Raw genomic sequence first — 16019 nt, forward strand, 5'->3', positions numbered from 1 at the left:
ATCGACAATGAAATGTGATTTAAGCAAAATAACCTGTATCGAAGACTTGCGCCTTGTTGCCAAACGTAAAATGCCGCGTATGTTTTATGACTATATTGACTCAGGCTCTTGGACGGAAACTACTTATCGTGAAAACACTTCGGATTTCAAAGACATCCGTTTCCGCCAAAAGGTATTGGTTAATATGGAGGGGCGCAGTCTCGAAACCAAAATGATTGGGCAGGATGTGAAAATGCCGGTAGCGATTGCGCCAACAGGTTTCACGGGTATGGCGCACGCCGACGGCGAAATCTTGGCGGCGCGGGCGGCGGAAAAATTTGGTATTCCGTTTACGCTGTCGACCATGTCCATTTGTTCGATTGAAGATGTGGCTGAAAACACCAGCTCACCGTTTTGGTTTCAGCTTTATGTGATGCGCGACCGTGAGTTTATGGAAAACCTGATTAAGCGTGCAAAAGATGCCAATTGTTCGGCTTTGGTATTGACTGCCGATTTGCAGGTTTTGGGTCAACGCCACAAAGATATTAAAAATGGCCTGTCTGCGCCGCCGAAACCGACCATCGCCAATTTAATCAATCTGGCGACCAAACCGGAATGGTGCATGAAAATGCTGAACACGGAACGCCGCACCTTCCGCAATATTGTCGGTCATGCGAAAAACGTGGGTGATTTGTCTTCGCTGTCTTCATGGACTTCCGAACAATTCGACCCGCGTCTGAGCTGGGACGATGTAGCGCGTATTAAGGATTTGTGGGGCGGCAAGTTGATTATTAAAGGCATTATGGAACCTGAAGACGCGGAAAAGGCAGCGAAAAGTGGCGCGGACGCATTGGTCGTTTCCAATCATGGCGGCCGTCAGCTTGACGATACCGTGTCTGCCATTAAGGCTTTGCCGGATGTGGTCAGCGCAGTGGGCGGCGACATCGAGGTTTGGATGGACAGCGGCATCCGCAGCGGTCAGGATATTTTGAAGGCTTGGGCTTTGGGTGCGAAAGGTACGATGATAGGCCGGGCGTTCCTGTATGGTTTGGGTGCGTATGGTGAAGAAGGCGTAACCCGTGCGCTGGAAATCCTGTATAAAGAAATGGATATTTCCATGGCGTTTACCGGTCATCGCAATATTCAAGATGTGGATTCTAGCATTTTGCGTTCTACGCGTTGGGTTCAAGATGAATTTTAATTTCTGAACATAAGAAGAGGCCGTCTGAAAATTTGTTTTCAGACGGCCTTTTTATAGACGGCTATTTCTCGTTTTTGCGATACCATTCGATGAAGGCATCGGGTTTGACAAAGCCTAACAAGGCTTCGCTATGACTGCCGTCGGCGCGGACAACAAACACGCCTGGAGGGCCGAAGAGGCCGTATTCTTTCAGTAGGGCCTGATGATCGGGAGTGTTGGCGGTTACGTCGATTTGGAAGAAGCGTTGCATATCGACTGCTTCGTGTACCTGCGGTTGGTTGAGCGTGTAGGCGGCCATTTCTTTGCAGGATACGCACCAGTCGGCGTAGAAATCAATCAGCACGGGCTTGCTTGGATCGGCTTTCAAAGCGGCATCCATAGCGGCTTTGAGTTCGCCGACATCGGTAAACATCTTGCCGTGGTCGGTTTCTTGTCCGGCTTCGGATGGCGGAACCAGTGTTAAGAAGTGGTGCAGGGCGGTGGTTTGTTTATTAAAGCTTTGCCAGCCAAACCATGAGCCGCCAATCAGCAGTAAAAAGCCCAATACGGTGGCAACCGTTTTCAGACGGCCTTTTTGTTTGCCGGATTTCGCCAAAAGCATAAGGGCGGGAACAATCATCAGTAAGGTGTAGAGGCCGACTACTGCGAAATAAGGCAGATGCGGTGTGGCAAGATATACGGCAACGGCCAGCAAGATGAAGCCGAATGCGTATTTGATGCCGTTCATCCAGTCGCCTGCTTTAGGCAGGATATGGCCGCCGAATGTGCCGATGATGATGAGCGGTACGCCGGTGCCGAGTGCCAAGACATAAAGAGCAAGGCCGCCCAATACGGCATCGCCGGTCTGGCCGATATAGCCCAAAGCAAATGCCAGCGGAGGCGCAACGCAAGGGCCGACAATCAGGGCGGACAAAATACCCATGATGAAGACGGAAACGATTTTACCGCCGGAGAGTTTGTTGCTTTGGTTTTGGAAATAGGATTGGACTGAGTTTGGCAGCTGGATATTGAAGAAGCCGAACATGGACATAGCCAGTACCACCATCAGCGCTGCGGCGGCAAGTACGACCCAAGGTTGTTGCAGCCATACGGTCAACAGCGCACCGGTCAAACCGGCAATCACGCCGACCAAGGTATAGGTCAATGCCAAGCCTTGTACATACACCATAGACAAGGTAAACGCGCGGCCTTTACCGGCTTTTTTATCGCCTACGACAATGCTGGAAACAATCGGCAGGAGCGGATACATACAGGCGGTAAAGCTTAAGCCCAAACCTGCGACAAAAAACGCCAACAGGTTGGCGTTTAAAGTATCCCAAGAGAGCTTAAAGCGGCTGCTGTCGGGATTGTTTGTACTGGGTTGCGTGGGCATTTGGCCGTCTGAAGAGGCGGATGGTTGCAAGAATCGGTCTTTGGCAGAAACCGGCTCGTCGCTTTGCGGCTGGTAAACCCCGTTGCCTTTTACGTCAAACTCGGTGTCCACAGGCGGATAACACACACCCACTTCGGCGCAGCCTTGATAAGTCAGTGTCAGTTTGTATTGCGGCGCGGCTTGTTTGTAAGGCAGGTCAACCTGTGCGGTATGGTGGTAAACCGTTTGTTTGCCGAAGAATTCGTCTTCTTTTTCTTCGCCTTTGCTGAATTTGGGTTCGGCCAAGACTTTGTCAGGATTGGTCGCTGCAACGATTTTGGACTGGTACATATAGTAGCCGTCAGCGATTTTGAACTGCACGCTGATGCCTTGATCGGTTACATTGACTTGAGGCACAAAGGCTTGCTCGGGTGGCAGCAAATCATTGGCATCTACTGCGAATGCGAAGCTGCTCAAGCCTAAAAATGCAATAAGGAAATAAAGGAATTTTTTCATAGTATCTACGGAGATGCCGTTGAGGAACCATCATTATAAATGATGGTTAAAACAATCGGCTTAATTTATGTTAAATATTGCGAGAGAAATCTAATGCTTTTGAATTATATCGAAATAGGGTTGCCCATATATGACCGATAGTCTCATGTTATCGTTCAATCTATGCCAAAGGCCGTCTGAAATGTTCAGACGGCCTTTGTTTTTATTCGGCTCGGCTTTTAAGGATAAGCGATATAAGCGTAAGCGGAATGGTTGTGTATCGATTCGAAGTTTTCGCTTTCGACGACGAATGATTCGATGCGTTTGTCTGCAATTAACACCGTGGCCACATCACGAACCATGTCTTCGACAAACTTCGGATTTTCGTATGCTTTTTCCGTTACATACTTCTCGTCAGGGCGTTTGAGCAAACCGTAGAGCTGGCAGCTTGCTTGTGCTTCAACGTAATCGATGATTTCTTCAATGCCTACATCCGCATTCGCAATCAGACTGACCGTCACATGCGAACGTTGGTTGTGCGCGCCGTATTGGGAAATTTCTTTGGAACACGGACACAATGAAGTAACCGGAACCATCACTTTCAGGCTGTGGCTGTATGTACCGTTTTTAATTTCGCCGGTCAGGGTAACATCATAGTCAAGCAGCGATTGGATGCCGGAGACAGGTGCACTTTTCTTGCGGAAAAACGGGAAGGAAACGCTGATTTTGCCGGAATGCGAATCTAGCAGGGCAACCATATCGGCGGTCAGCTTGTGCAGCGTATCGAAATCCAAAGCATCGGTTTGTTTTTCCATCAGAGCGACAAAGCGCGACATATGCGTGCCTTTTTGGTCGGCAGGCAGGAAAACCGTCATGGTCAGGCGGGCGACGGTGGATTGTTCGCCTTCTTTGCTTTTGAGCGAGATTGGAAAGCGCAGGTCTTTGATGCCGACCTGATTAATCGGCAGGTTGCGTAAATCGCGGCTGGATTGCACGTCTGCAATGGCGTTCATGCGTGGTATGTCCTTCATGATGGGATTGTTGAGATGCGTGTAGGGGAATCGGCTCGTATCGGCCGATTTGCAAATGCGAGATTATATCACTTGCTTTATCTGCCTGCATTGATTGTTTCTATTTTTCAGATAGTGATAAAATCTTTGATTATTCACATCTACATAGGCAGAGACCAAATGAAATTCGCCACGAAAGCCATCCATTCCAGCTACGATTGCGACGAACACAACCGTGCGCTGATGCCGCCGATTTATCAAAACAGTATGTTTGCGTTGCACGAGATTGGCGAAAATGTGCCTTACCGCTACTCGCGCCTGAGCAACCCGACCCGTCAGGTATTGGAAGATACCGTTGCCGATTTGGAGCACGGTGCGGCCGGCTTTGCGTTTTCCAGCGGTATGGCAGGGATTGATGCCGTATGGCGTACTTTCCTGCAACCTGGTGATACCATTGTTGCCGTCGCCGATATTTACGGCGGCGCTTATGATTTATTGGTCGATGTTTATCAAAAATGGGGTGTGAACGTTGTTTTTGCCGATTTGGGCAATCCGGATAATTTGGACGAGCTGCTCAAAGCGCACAATGTCAAACTGGTCTGGCTGGAAACGCCGTCCAATCCGCTTTTGCGCTTGGTAGACATCAAAGCGCTTGCCGCAAAAGCCAAAGCGGCTGGTGCGCTGGTCGGCATCGACAACACCTTTGCCACGCCGTATTTGCAACAGCCCTTGGATATGGGTTGCGATTTTGTGTTCCATTCCGCTACCAAATATTTGTGCGGCCATTCCGACGTATTGATGGGCGTAGTTGTTGCCAAAACCAAAGAGCTGGCGCAGCCTTTGCACGATATGATGGTGCATACCGGCGCGATTGCAGGTCCGATGGACTGCTGGCTGGTGTTGCGCGGTATCAAAACATTGGCCTTGCGCATGAACGCCCATTGCCAAAACGCACTCGAAATCGCGCGCCGTTTGGAAGCCCATCCTGCCATTGAAAAAGTGTTCTATCCCGGCCTGCCGTCGCACGAACATTACGAACTCGCCCAAGCACAAATGCCCAAAGGCATCGGCGGCGTAGTTACGGTTTATCTCAAAAACGACACGCGTGAAGCGGCCAATAGCGTGATTAAAAACATGAAACTGGTCAAAATGGCTTCCAGCCTCGGCGGTGTGGAAAGTCTGGTCAACCATTGCTATTCCCAATCCCACAGCGGCGTGCCGCATGATGTGAAAATGGAAATGGGCATCAAAGTCGGCCTGCTGCGTTTCTCGGTTGGCATCGAAGATGTGGACGATATTTGGAACGATATTTCCAAAGCATTGGATACGACTTTGTAAATAAGACTTAAAGGCCGTCTGAAGGTGGATAGTTTTTCAGACGGCCTTTAGCAATAATTAAGGGATGGATATGAAAACATTATTCGGCGCATTGATGAGTATGGTAGTTTTGGCAGCTTGTACATCTCCTTCAGCATCTAAGCCTGAACAAGCCTCTAAAGTGCAGGTGCAAACTCAACAAACGGCGCAACCTACTTTAGCCGCCAAATGGCGTGTTGTTGCTTTCAATAAATTTACTGAAAAAGATTTGGCCGGTACTGATGCCTATCTGGATTTGAGCGAGATGCCTAAGGCGTATGGCAAGATGGGGTGTAACGGTATGATGTTCCAAACCAATACGATTGGTTCGGACAAAATTGATTTTGGCCATATTGCGGTAAGTATGATGCTGTGTGAAGACATGAAGCTGGAAGATGCGTTTTTGCGTAAACAAAGCGTGTGGAACTATCGTTTTGATGGTAACGATTTGATTTTGGAACAAAAAGGCATCAGTATCCGTTTGCGCCGTGAATGATCTTAAAGGCCGTCTGAAAATAAATATTTCAGACGGCCTTTTGAATCTTTATAATAAGCCCTATTTGAAACTGATACCGAATATCAAGGAAACCTATTATGGCAGCTTCTCCAGAAGCCAAGTTTACCGAAGAAAAAGTCTTGTGGATCAAACACCATACGCCTAAGTTGATGACTTTTGCCATCAGCCGTCCTGAGTCCTACCGTTTTTCGGCAGGGCAGTTTTCGCGCCTTGGTTTCCGTGACGGCGAGGGCTTTATTTGGCGCGCGTATTCTGTCGTATCTGCCGAATACGCCGATACGCTTGAGTATTTCGCGGTGTTAATCGAAGGCGGCCCGATGTCGGCGCGTTTTGCTGCGATGAAAGAGGGCGATACTATTTTGCTGGATAAAACGGCTACCGGTTTCCTCTTGCCCGAGCGATTCCCCGACGGCAAAGACTTGGTCATGCTCTGCACGGGTTCCGGCATTGCGCCTTTCCTCTCCATTATCGAGCAGCCTGAAATTTGGCAGCGTTTCGACCGTTTGGTTTTGGCGCATTCCGTCTCTTATGCCGACGAGTTGATTTTCAACCAGTGCCTTGCTGATTTGAAAGGGCATCCGCTGATTGAAGAATATTTCCATAAATTCACTTTTGTTCCAGTTACCACGCGTGAGGAAACAGAAGGCGCATTGAGCGGTAAACGGATTCCCGAATTGCTGAAGAATGGCGACTTGGAAGAAAAAGTCGGCTTCAAGTTCACCAAAGCCGATACGCGCTTTATGGTCTGCGGCAATCCGGCAATGGTCAAAGACACTTTCCAAGCCCTGATGGATTTGGGCTACGCCATGCACCGCAACCGCATCCCCGGCGAAATCATGATGGAAAATGGTTTCTAACAGGTAAATGGTCAAAGGCCGTCTGAAAGTTTCAGACGGCCTTCAATATTAAATATAAATCGAAAATCAGAGAAAATATGAATATCAAACAAATTATCCAAGCCCTGCCCAAAGCCGAGCTACACGTCCATATCGAAGGGACGTTCGAGCCGGAGCTGATGTTTGAAATCGCCAAGCGTAACCACATAGCGATTCCTTATAAAAATGTCGATGCGGTACGGCAGGCTTATGATTTTCACAATTTGCAGTCGTTTTTGGATATTTATTATGCCGGTGCCGGCGTCTTGCTGTACGAGGCGGATTTTTACGATTTGACCCGCGCGTATCTTGAGCGTTGCCGCGAAGACAATGTCGTGCATACGGAAATATTTTTCGATCCGCAAACCCATACTGCGCGGGGCGTGGCGTTTGAAACCGTGATTAACGGCATTGTCCGATCCTGCCGTGAAGCCGGACAGCAGTGGGGTATAAGTACGCGTTTGATTATGTGTTTCCTGCGTCATTTGTCGGAAGAAAGCGCATTTGAAACCTTAAATCAGGCTTTGCCTTATAAAGAACACATCATCGGCGTAGGCTTGGATTCGAGCGAGCAGGGGCATCCGCCGGCCAAGTTTGAACGCGTATTTGCTCAGGCGCGGGCGGAGGGTTTGTTGACGGTGGCCCATGCCGGAGAAGAAGGCCCGCCGGAATATGTTTACGAGGCTTTGGACTTGCTGCATGTCCGCCGTATCGATCATGGCGTACGGGCAGAAGAAGATGAGGCCTTGATGGCGCGTTTGATTAAAGAACAAATGCCGTTGACCGTTTGCCCGTTGAGCAATTTGAAATTAAAAGTATTTCCGGAAATGGCGAGACACAATTTGCGCCGTATGTTGCAACGCGGCGTGTTGGTAACCGTCAATTCCGATGATCCGGCGTATTTCGGTGGCTATATGAACCGCAATTTTGAAGCGCTTGCCGAGGCTTTGGATTTGAGTGCGGAAGAAATCAAAACCTTGTGCGCTAATTCGTTCCGCGCTTCGTTTTTGAGCGAGGCGGAAAAGGAAGAATGGATACGGAAGATTGAAAGTTTTCATGTTGAATAACGATAAAAGGCCGTCTGAAAAAGTTTCAGACGGCCTTTTATGATGACGGTTAATAGTCGACTTTGATTTTAGGCGTTTCCTGAGCGGCTTTGTATTCTTCTTCCAATTCAAAGCGCAGCGGATACAAATTCAATTTTTCCATCAGCAGGCGGTCGCCGTCTTCGTCCGGATTGCCCGTAGTCAGCAGCTTGTCGCCGTAGAAAATCGAGTTTGCGCCAGCCATGAAACACATGGCCTGCATGGATTCCGGCATATTGCTGCGGCCTGCGGAGAGGCGGACGTAGCTATGCGGCATGGTAATGCGCGCGACGGCGATGGTGCGGACAAATTCCGTCCAGTCCAAATCTTCGGCATCGGCCAGCGGCGTGCCTTCCACTTTGACCAACTGGTTAATCGGCACGCTTTCGGGTTGCGGATCGAGGTTGGCAAGGCTGGCAATCAGGCCTGCGCGTTCGGCGCGGGTTTCGTTCATGCCGACAATGCCGCCGCAGCAGACTTTCAAACCGGCATTGCGAACTTTGCCCAAAGTATCCATGCGGTCTTCGTGTTTGCGCGTATGGATGATGTCGTTGTAGCGGTCGGGGTCGGTGTCGAGGTTGTGGTTGTAGTAGTCCAGACCGGCTTTTTTGAAGTCTTCCGCCATGCCGTCTTCGAGCATGCCGAAGGTGCCGCACACTTCCATGCCCAAGCTTTTCACCGCGCTGATGATTTCGGAAACAACAGCCACGTCTTTGGGTTTGGGGCCGCGCCATGCCGCGCCCATGCAGAAACGGCTGGCGCCGCGCGATTGGGCAATTTTGGCTTTTTCGACGATTTCGTCCACGTCCATCATCTGCTCTTTGCCCAGATTGGTGTTGTGGTGTGCCGATTGCGGGCAGTAGGCGCAGTCTTCGGGGCAGCCGCCGGTTTTGATGGAGAGCAGGGTGGAAAGCTGGATTTCGCGCGGGTTGAAGTTTTGGCGGTGGATTTCGGCGGCTTGGAAAACGAGGTCGAGGAAAGGCAGTCCAAACAAAGCCTCGACATCGCATTTTTTCCAATAACGCGCAGTCGGATGCGGCTTGCGCTCGGTTTGACGGCGCAAGGCTACGGGAGATACGGTCATAGTGTGTTCTTTCGTGTTTACAGCGACGCAGTGTCGCTGACGGCTTGACTGCCGGCGCAATGACGGCAGCAGCAGGTTTGAAATCAATATAAAAGGCCGTCTGAAACGGCGCAGCAAGTGTAACGCTTTTGATAATGTAGAGCAAATGTTTCAGACGGCCTGAAATATGGTTTGCCCGGGTTTGCTATAATCGCATTTTTAATTTTTCCGTTTTCTTATGAACGCGCCCAAAGCCTTCGCCGTACTCGGCCCGACCGCCGGCGGTAAAACCGCACTGGCCTTAAATATTGCCCAATCTTTGCCGGTGGAAATCATCAGTTTGGATTCCGCACTGGTGTATCGCGGCATGGACATCGGTACGGCCAAGCCGACTGCCGAAGAGCTTGCCGCCGTACCGCATCATTTGATTGATATTATCTCGCCGCTGGAAAGTTACAGTGCGGCAGATTTTGTCGGCGACTGCGTGCGCTTGGTGAACGAAATATATGCGCGCGGTCGCTATCCGCTGATTGTCGGCGGCACGATGATGTATTTCCACGCGCTGACGGAAGGTTTGAATGATTTGCCCGGCGCAGATACGGCGGTGCGCGCACAGCTTCAGGCGGAAAAGAACGAACATGGTCTGGCAGGCCTGTATCGCCGTTTGCAGGAAGTTGACCCGATTACGGCAGGCCGTCTGAAAGCCAATGACAGCCAGCGTATTGAGCGCGCTTTGGAAGTCTATCTTCTGACCGGCAGGCCTTTGAGCGAACATTTCACAGAGCAGAAGCAGGCTGCGTCTTTATTGGATTTATGCACGGTTGCCCTTATCCCCGAAGGCCGCCATTTGTTACACCAGCAAATTGAAAAACGCTTTTTAAGTATGCTGGAACACGGTTTCCTCAATGAAATGCACGCTTTACGCCGCGATTATCCACAGCTGCATGCGGATATGCCGTCTATGCGCTGCGTGGGCTACCGTCAGGCTTGGGATTATCTCGAAGGCGAAACCGATTATGATACCTTTGTCGAAAAAGGCATTGTCGCCACGCGCCAGCTTGCCAAACGCCAGTTGACCTGGTTGCGGAAAATTCCTTTGGCGCACACGTTAGATCCTTACGCAGACAGCGATTATGTTCAGGCGGCCTTAGCCTTGGCGCGTCAGCATTTTCAGGAATAATCCATGCTGACCACGCCACCACTTGCCCCTAAAACATTGGCCGCGCTAAAAGAATTGGGTATTCGTACACTGGAAGATTTACAGGAAATCGGCGCAGTCCGCACGTTTCTATTGCTGAAAGCGTCGGGTTTGACCGTAACCAAAAGCACCTTGTGGCAACTGGCTGCGCTGGTTTCGGGTGTGGATGTCCGGCATATTTCCGAGGAGAGAAAGACGGAGCTGGGCGAGGCATTAAAAAACCATCCGCCTGTTGCCGTTTTCCCTTCTCAAAACGATATGGAAACCTTTATGCGACTGGCGATAGAACAGGCCAGACAATCGGCGGCATTGGGCGAAGTACCCGTTGGCGCAGTCATCGTATATCAAGGCAAGGTAATCGCAGCGGCACACAATACCTGCATTGGCGACCACAATGTCAGCCACCACGCCGAAATCAACGCGCTTGCCGCCGCAGGCAAAGCTTTACAAAACTACCGTTTGGAAGATTGCGACGTGTACATCACCTTAGAGCCTTGCTCTATGTGCGCCTCTGCCTTGATACAGGCACGGGTCGGGCGCGTGATTTATGGTGCGGCCGAAGCTAAAACCGGTGCGGCAGGCAGCGTGGTCGATTTGTTTGCCGACAAACGTCTGAACAAGCATACCGCAATTTTGGGCGGCATATTGGCAGAAGAATGCCAAAGCGTATTGCAGGATTTCTTTGCGGCCAAACGTAAGGCCGTCTGAATTTCAGACGGCCTGTCAGCAAAAATACTTTATTTTAAATTTTCGGATTTCCCATGTCAGTCAATCATTACGAAAACTTCCCAGTCGGCTCCATTGTGCTGCCGCGCCGTTTGCGCAAGCCGGTTCACGCCGTTTACGCTTTTGCGCGGACGGCGGACGATATTGCCGACGAAGGCAATGCCGAAGCAGCCGAACGCCTACGCCAACTGGACGAACTGAAGGCAGAGTTAGACCGCATTGCACAAGGCGGGAAACCGCAAATGGCATTGATGCAGCGTTTGTACAACGAAGCGATTGAGCCGTTTCAATTACCGTTGCAGCCGTTTTATGATTTGCTGGCGGCGTTCAGTCAGGATGTAGTCAAAAACCGTTATGAAAACTTTGGCGAATTGATTGCCTATTGCCGTTTGTCCGCCAATCCGGTGGGGCGCATTATGCTGCATTTGTACGGGCAAACCGATGAAGTGAGCATGGCGCAAAGTGACGGCATTTGCACTGCCTTACAGCTGATTAATTTCTGGCAGGACGTGGCGGTAGATTGGCAGAAAGGGCGCGTGTACATCCCTCAGGAAGATTTGCAGAAGTTCAAAGTCAGCGAAGAACAGATTGCGGCCGGCAAAGCCGACTTCGCCTTTCAACGACTGATGGCGCACGAGTGCCAACGTGCTTTTCAAATGTTGAAGGCAGGCTCGCCGTTGGGCAAAACCCTCAAAGGGCGAATCGGTTTTGAGCTGCGCATGATTATTGTCGGCGGCCAGTTGATTTTGCAGAAGCTGGACGGTTGCAAGTATGACGTGTTTAACCAGCGGCCGCTGTTGGATAAGAAAGACTGGATGATTATCATCAAACGGGCTTTAATGAAGAAATAAAAAAAGGCCGTCTGAAACTGATGTTTCAGACGGCCTTGATGTTTTTGATTAGCGGTTTTTCAAACGGTTGATGCGGTTGTCCAAAGAAGGATGGGTACTGAACCAAGAATCTTTGGCTTCGCTGGCAATGCCCATTGCCGTCATGGTTTGCGGCAGGTCGCTGGGGTTGCCTTTTAAGCGTTGCAGGGCGGCAATCATTTTCGGCGCGCCCACCAGTTTTGCAGCGCCCGCATCGGCGCGGTATTCGCGTTGGCGGCTGAACCACATTACGATGATGCTGGCGAGGAAGCCGAATACAATTTGTAATACCATGCTGACCATGAAATATGTACCTTGCGAAGTGCTGCCGTCATTGTTGCGCGCCACCATGCTGGAAACGATACGCGCCAAGAAGACGACAAAAGTATTCACGATACCTTGAATCAGCGTCAGCGTTACCATATCGCCGTTGCCGACGTGCGCCATTTCATGAGCCAAAACGGCTTCGACTTCATCGCGGGTCATGTGGTTGAGCAGGCCGGTGCTGACAGCGACGAGCGAGCTGTTTTTGGTCGCGCCGGTTGCGAAGGCGTTAGGCTCGGGCGAGTTGTAAATGGCGACTTCCGGCGTTTTCAGATTCCATTGGCGGGCTTGCGCTTCAACAGTTGCCAACAGCCAAGCTTCTTCTTCGCTTTGGGGCTGGTCGATGACGACGGCGCCAACCGAATGTTTGGCAATGGTTTTCGACATTAGCAGGGAGACAATCGAGCCGCTGAAGCCGACGACTGCGGAATAAGCCAACAGGCTGCCGACTTGGTCGGTACTGTTGATACCCAAGATGGCCAAAATAACACGGATGACAACCAGAACTGCGATATTGGTTGCGATAAATAAGAAAATGCGTTTCACCGATTATTCCTTTTTAGTGTGGTTTGTGAGGTGATTTTTTATATGGGCGCATTGTCTCAAAAACTCTATAGAGATGAAACAGCGCAATAGGCAAAGGTATGCAAATTCAAAGCAATTGAAGCAAAGGCCGTCTGAAAAGGTAGTCTCAACCAGTGAGAATCGCTCTTCAGGCGGCCTTTTATAGGTAAAACTATCTGCCGGCTTCTTCCAGCCAGTTGCGCGGTATAAGGAATTGATTGAGGCGTGCTTCGGGTGAACCTTCTTCCGGCACATATTGATACTCAAAGCGTACCAAAGGCGGCATGGACATCAAAATGCTTTCCGTGCGTCCGCCGCTTTGCAGGCCGAACAGCGTGCCTCTGTCCCAAACCAAGTTAAATTCGACATAGCGTCCGCGACGGTAGAGTTGGAAATTGCGTTCACGTTCCCCATAAGGCGTGTTTTTACGTTTGGCCACAATCGGCAGATACGCTGCGATATAGCCTTCCCCGACTGCCTTGATAAAATTCAAGCAGGTATCGAAATCCCAGCGGTTTAAATCGTCAAAAAACAGGCCGCCCACGCCGCGTGTTTCATTACGGTGTTTCAAATAGAAATATTCGTCACACCATTGTTTGAATTCAGGATAAACCGATTCGCCAAATGGCGCGCATACGTCCCGAGCCACTGTGTGCCAATGCACAATATCTTCTTCAAAAGGATAAAACGGCGTCAAATCAAAGCCGCCGCCAAACCACCACACAGGTTCGGCATTTTCAGGATAGGCAATAAAAAAGCGCACATTGGCATGGCTGGTCGGGACATAAGGATTTTTCGGATGAATGACCAGCGACACACCCATGGCTTCAAACGCCGCGCCTGCCAATTCAGGACGATGGGCCGTGGCAGAAGCCGGCATTTGGGTTCCTTTTACATGCGAAAAATTCACACCTGCCTGCTCGAATACTGCGCCGTTTTTCAATACGCGGGTTTCGCCGATGCCCAGTTTCCCCGTCCATGCTTCATGCACAAATTTGGCTTCGCCATCTTCTTGCTCCAGCGCGGTGCAGATTTGGTTTTGCAGGGTTTTGAGGAGGGTGAGAACGGATTCTGTGTGCATGATATTTCCTTGATGGTTTTGTACTTACAAAATGACAGGGCGAAAGATGATTTAAGCTTTTAAAACTGAGTGTTATTTTACTATTGCTTTGTTATGGGTAAATTTTGCATGAGCTTATCTTGTAATCAAGCTTGACTCATCAGCAATAGATTGAAAGGTATCGATGATGTGGCGATACCTTTCAGACGGCCTTGATTTATTCAGTAAAAAAAGTATGTGCGCCCAAATAGTTTTTGGCGTAAAACGGAGTGGAAAGTTTTTCGGTTTTGATGGTTTTGCCGCTGCTGGGGGCGTGGATGAATTCGCCGTTGCCGATGTAGAGGCCGACATGGGAATATTTGTGTGCGCCGCCGGTATTGAAAAAGACCAGATCGCCGGCTTTTAATTTGTCATCGGAAATTTTACGGCTGGCGGCGGCCATATCGCGTGCGGTGCGTGGCAGGTTGACGTTGAGGGCGTTTTTATAGACGAATTGGATCATGCCGCTGCAGTCAAAGCCTGTGGATGTCGTGCTGCCGCCCCATTTGTAGGGCGTGCCGATCAGGCCTAGGCTGTGAAGCATCAATTCCTGCGAACCTTGGGTGCGGTCGATATGGGAAATGCGGACAGGTTGGACTTTTCTGGCGGTTGTTTGCGGCTTATGGGATTTGTGTTTGCCAGTGGTGCCGCAGGAGGCCAACAATAGGCCGGTGGTACAAACAAATAGGGTTTTACAGATGAGTCGAGACATGGTGAATTCCTCCGGCCGCATGATTTCTGTTTTCAGACGGCCTCTATAATAATCCTTCTATGGGTAGGATGGATAGGATTTTTGAAGTAATCCGTTTCCAGAATTTGGCTTCGGGCTCGTGTGCGTAAGTTCGTTTTTCGCTTGGGTCATACCAGTATAGTTTATTGTAATTGCCAAGCGTTACCTGATAGGCGTAGCTTGGGGTGGTCGTTACAAGGGCACGCTGCATTTGGCCTGCGATTTCGGGGCTTTCGATGACGACGCCCATTTCGGTATTAAGGCGTGCGGAGCGTGGGTCGAGGTTGAATGAGCCGATGAAAATGCGTTTCTCGTCCACGATGAATGTTTTGGCATGCAAGCTGGTGGCGGAGCTACCGGTCAAGCCGCGGTCTTTGGAGGTTGGAACAGCGTGGTTGGGTTGGAGCTCGTAAAGTTTGACCCCGGCTTTAAGCAAGGGCTTGCGGTATTTGACGTAGCCGGAATGGACGGCGGCAACGTCGGTCGCTTGGAGGGAGTTGGTCAGGACGGTAACGTCCACGCCGTTGTGAATCAGCTTTTCTATGGCCTTAACGCCCGATTTTGTGGGTACAAAATAAGGGGAGACAAGGTAAACGCTTTTTTCTGGTTGCTTGAGGGCGTCTTGCAGGCGTTCGGAAATAGGCGGTTTGTGCCGGTCGCGGTCTAAACCTTTGGCCGGGTCATCGCTGATCAGGCGTGTGCTGACACTTTGCCACTCCATAAGGTTGCTCTGCATTTTTTGATAGAGGTTGGAGTGTTCGATGCTTTGACGGTAGCGGATGAGCGTTTGATTTTTATCTTGGTCGGTGTAATCAAGCTCTGCTAATCCTTTTTGCAGGTTTCCCCGTTTGATGATGCTGGTCGCGTTATAGGCGGATTGGCTTGCCCAATAGCGGTCAAAGTCTTGGGAAACTTCTGTTACGACACGGCCTGTGGCGAGGATGTCGAGGTCGGCAAAGATGGTATCGTCGTTAACCTTAAAATATTCGTCGCCGATATTGCGTCCACCCAAAATGGTGGCACGGTTGTCGGCGGTAAACGATTTGTTGTGCATTCGGCGGTTAAGTCGCGGAAAGTCGGCAACGTAGCCGAGTGCACGCCATTTTCTGAAAATAAAGGGATTAAACAGACGGACTTCGATATTGGGATGATTGTCGAGTGCCAGCAGGAGATCATCCATGCCGTTGGTGTTGTTGTCATCCAGAAGCAAACGCACACGGACGCCGCGTTCGGCCGCGCGATGAATTAGGTTGAACAGAAGTTTGCCGGAGATGTCATTGTGCCAGATATAGTATTGTAAATCGAGGGTATGGTCGGCGGATTCAATCAGTGCAGCACGGGCGACAAAGGCTTCATGGGCATCGTTCAGTAGATAGATATGGGAAATATCGGCCTTGGAGGGGGTTGAAGGAATACCTAAGGCACTGTCCAGTCGCGGCGTTGAAGGGATGTCAAGATAACTGCTTTGGGTGCGTTCGTCCAATGATGGCAAAAACGCGGCGCAACCGCCCAATAGCAGAGTATAAAGAAAGGGAAGATGAAATTTCATGGGAAACCGGTACAAACAATCCCTACCT

At 50.2% G+C, this 16019-nt stretch carries 15 protein-coding genes; 8 read left to right on the forward strand and 7 right to left on the reverse strand.

Features of this window, described 5'->3' with window-relative positions:
• The first annotated feature begins 7 nt into the window (after window positions 1-7).
• Window positions 8-1180, forward strand: coding sequence for an alpha-hydroxy acid oxidase (locus DBY97_RS05125; RefSeq protein ID WP_107857672.1), 1173 nt, complete (start codon window positions 8-10; stop codon window positions 1178-1180).
• Between the two features lie 61 nt (window positions 1181-1241).
• On the opposite strand, the gene dsbD is transcribed toward DBY97_RS05125, so the two are convergent.
• Together dsbD and folE2 are read right to left on the reverse strand one after the other, a co-directional pair.
• Complete coding sequence (dsbD, locus tag DBY97_RS05130; protein WP_107857673.1) at window positions 1242-3047, reverse strand: protein-disulfide reductase DsbD; 1806 nt, start codon at window positions 3045-3047, stop codon at window positions 1242-1244.
• A 218-nt stretch (window positions 3048-3265) separates the two neighbouring features.
• On the reverse strand, window positions 3266-4039 hold the full coding sequence (gene folE2, locus DBY97_RS05135; protein WP_003685690.1) for a GTP cyclohydrolase FolE2: 774 nt from the start codon (window positions 4037-4039) through the stop codon (window positions 3266-3268).
• Between the two features lie 177 nt (window positions 4040-4216).
• On the opposite strand from folE2, the gene DBY97_RS05140 reads away from it, so the two are divergent.
• From DBY97_RS05140 to DBY97_RS05155, 4 genes are all read left to right on the forward strand, one after another.
• Window positions 4217-5374, forward strand: a complete 1158-nt coding sequence (locus DBY97_RS05140) for a trans-sulfuration enzyme family protein (RefSeq protein WP_107857674.1) — start codon at window positions 4217-4219, stop codon at window positions 5372-5374.
• Between the two features lie 70 nt (window positions 5375-5444).
• Entirely contained in the window at window positions 5445-5888 is a 444-nt protein-coding gene (locus DBY97_RS05145) for an META domain-containing protein (RefSeq protein ID WP_107857700.1), read from the forward strand.
• A gap of 98 nt (window positions 5889-5986) precedes the next feature.
• Window positions 5987-6766: a ferredoxin--NADP reductase gene (locus DBY97_RS05150; protein ID WP_107857675.1), complete on the forward strand. Its 780-nt coding sequence runs from the start codon at window positions 5987-5989 to the stop codon at window positions 6764-6766.
• Window positions 6767-6843: 77 nt separating this feature from the next.
• Window positions 6844-7851 (forward strand): adenosine deaminase, encoded by a 1008-nt coding sequence (locus DBY97_RS05155; RefSeq protein ID WP_107857676.1) that lies wholly within the window; start codon window positions 6844-6846, stop codon window positions 7849-7851.
• Between the two features lie 49 nt (window positions 7852-7900).
• Here DBY97_RS05155 and bioB read toward each other — a convergent pair whose 3' ends face one another.
• Window positions 7901-8953 (reverse strand): biotin synthase BioB, encoded by a 1053-nt coding sequence (gene bioB, locus DBY97_RS05160; protein ID WP_070814209.1) that lies wholly within the window; start codon window positions 8951-8953, stop codon window positions 7901-7903.
• A 217-nt stretch (window positions 8954-9170) separates the two neighbouring features.
• Here bioB and miaA point away from each other — a divergent pair, with 217 nt between their 5' ends.
• From miaA to hpnC, 3 genes are read left to right on the forward strand one after another with little or no spacing between them, the layout of a single operon-like run.
• A complete protein-coding gene (gene miaA / locus DBY97_RS05165) occupies window positions 9171-10112 on the forward strand; it encodes a tRNA (adenosine(37)-N6)-dimethylallyltransferase MiaA (RefSeq protein ID WP_107857677.1) in 942 nt (313 codons plus the stop codon).
• Window positions 10113-10115: 3 nt separating this feature from the next.
• Window positions 10116-10838, forward strand: coding sequence for a tRNA adenosine(34) deaminase TadA (gene tadA, locus DBY97_RS05170; RefSeq protein ID WP_107857678.1), 723 nt, complete (start codon window positions 10116-10118; stop codon window positions 10836-10838).
• Between the two features lie 53 nt (window positions 10839-10891).
• Window positions 10892-11707 carry a squalene synthase HpnC gene (gene hpnC / locus DBY97_RS05175; RefSeq protein ID WP_107857679.1) on the forward strand — a complete coding sequence of 272 codons (816 nt, stop codon included), beginning with the start codon at window positions 10892-10894 and terminating at the stop codon, window positions 11705-11707.
• A 48-nt stretch (window positions 11708-11755) separates the two neighbouring features.
• On the opposite strand, the gene htpX is transcribed toward hpnC, so the two are convergent.
• The 4 genes from htpX to DBY97_RS05195 form a co-directional block, all read right to left on the reverse strand.
• Window positions 11756-12595, reverse strand: coding sequence for a protease HtpX (htpX, locus tag DBY97_RS05180; protein WP_107857680.1), 840 nt, complete (start codon window positions 12593-12595; stop codon window positions 11756-11758).
• Between the two features lie 190 nt (window positions 12596-12785).
• On the reverse strand, window positions 12786-13694 hold the full coding sequence (hemF, locus tag DBY97_RS05185) for an oxygen-dependent coproporphyrinogen oxidase (protein ID WP_107857681.1): 909 nt from the start codon (window positions 13692-13694) through the stop codon (window positions 12786-12788).
• 196 nt (window positions 13695-13890) lie between these two features.
• Window positions 13891-14424 (reverse strand): C40 family peptidase, encoded by a 534-nt coding sequence (locus tag DBY97_RS05190; RefSeq protein WP_107857701.1) that lies wholly within the window; start codon window positions 14422-14424, stop codon window positions 13891-13893.
• A 43-nt stretch (window positions 14425-14467) separates the two neighbouring features.
• Window positions 14468-15991 carry a phospholipase D family protein gene (locus DBY97_RS05195; protein ID WP_107857682.1) on the reverse strand — a complete coding sequence of 508 codons (1524 nt, stop codon included), beginning with the start codon at window positions 15989-15991 and terminating at the stop codon, window positions 14468-14470.
• Window positions 15992-16019: the final 28 nt, after the last annotated feature.

It is taken from the genome of Neisseria subflava (assembly GCF_003044645.1).
Taxonomy (GTDB): Bacteria; Pseudomonadota; Gammaproteobacteria; order Burkholderiales; family Neisseriaceae; genus Neisseria; species Neisseria subflava_B.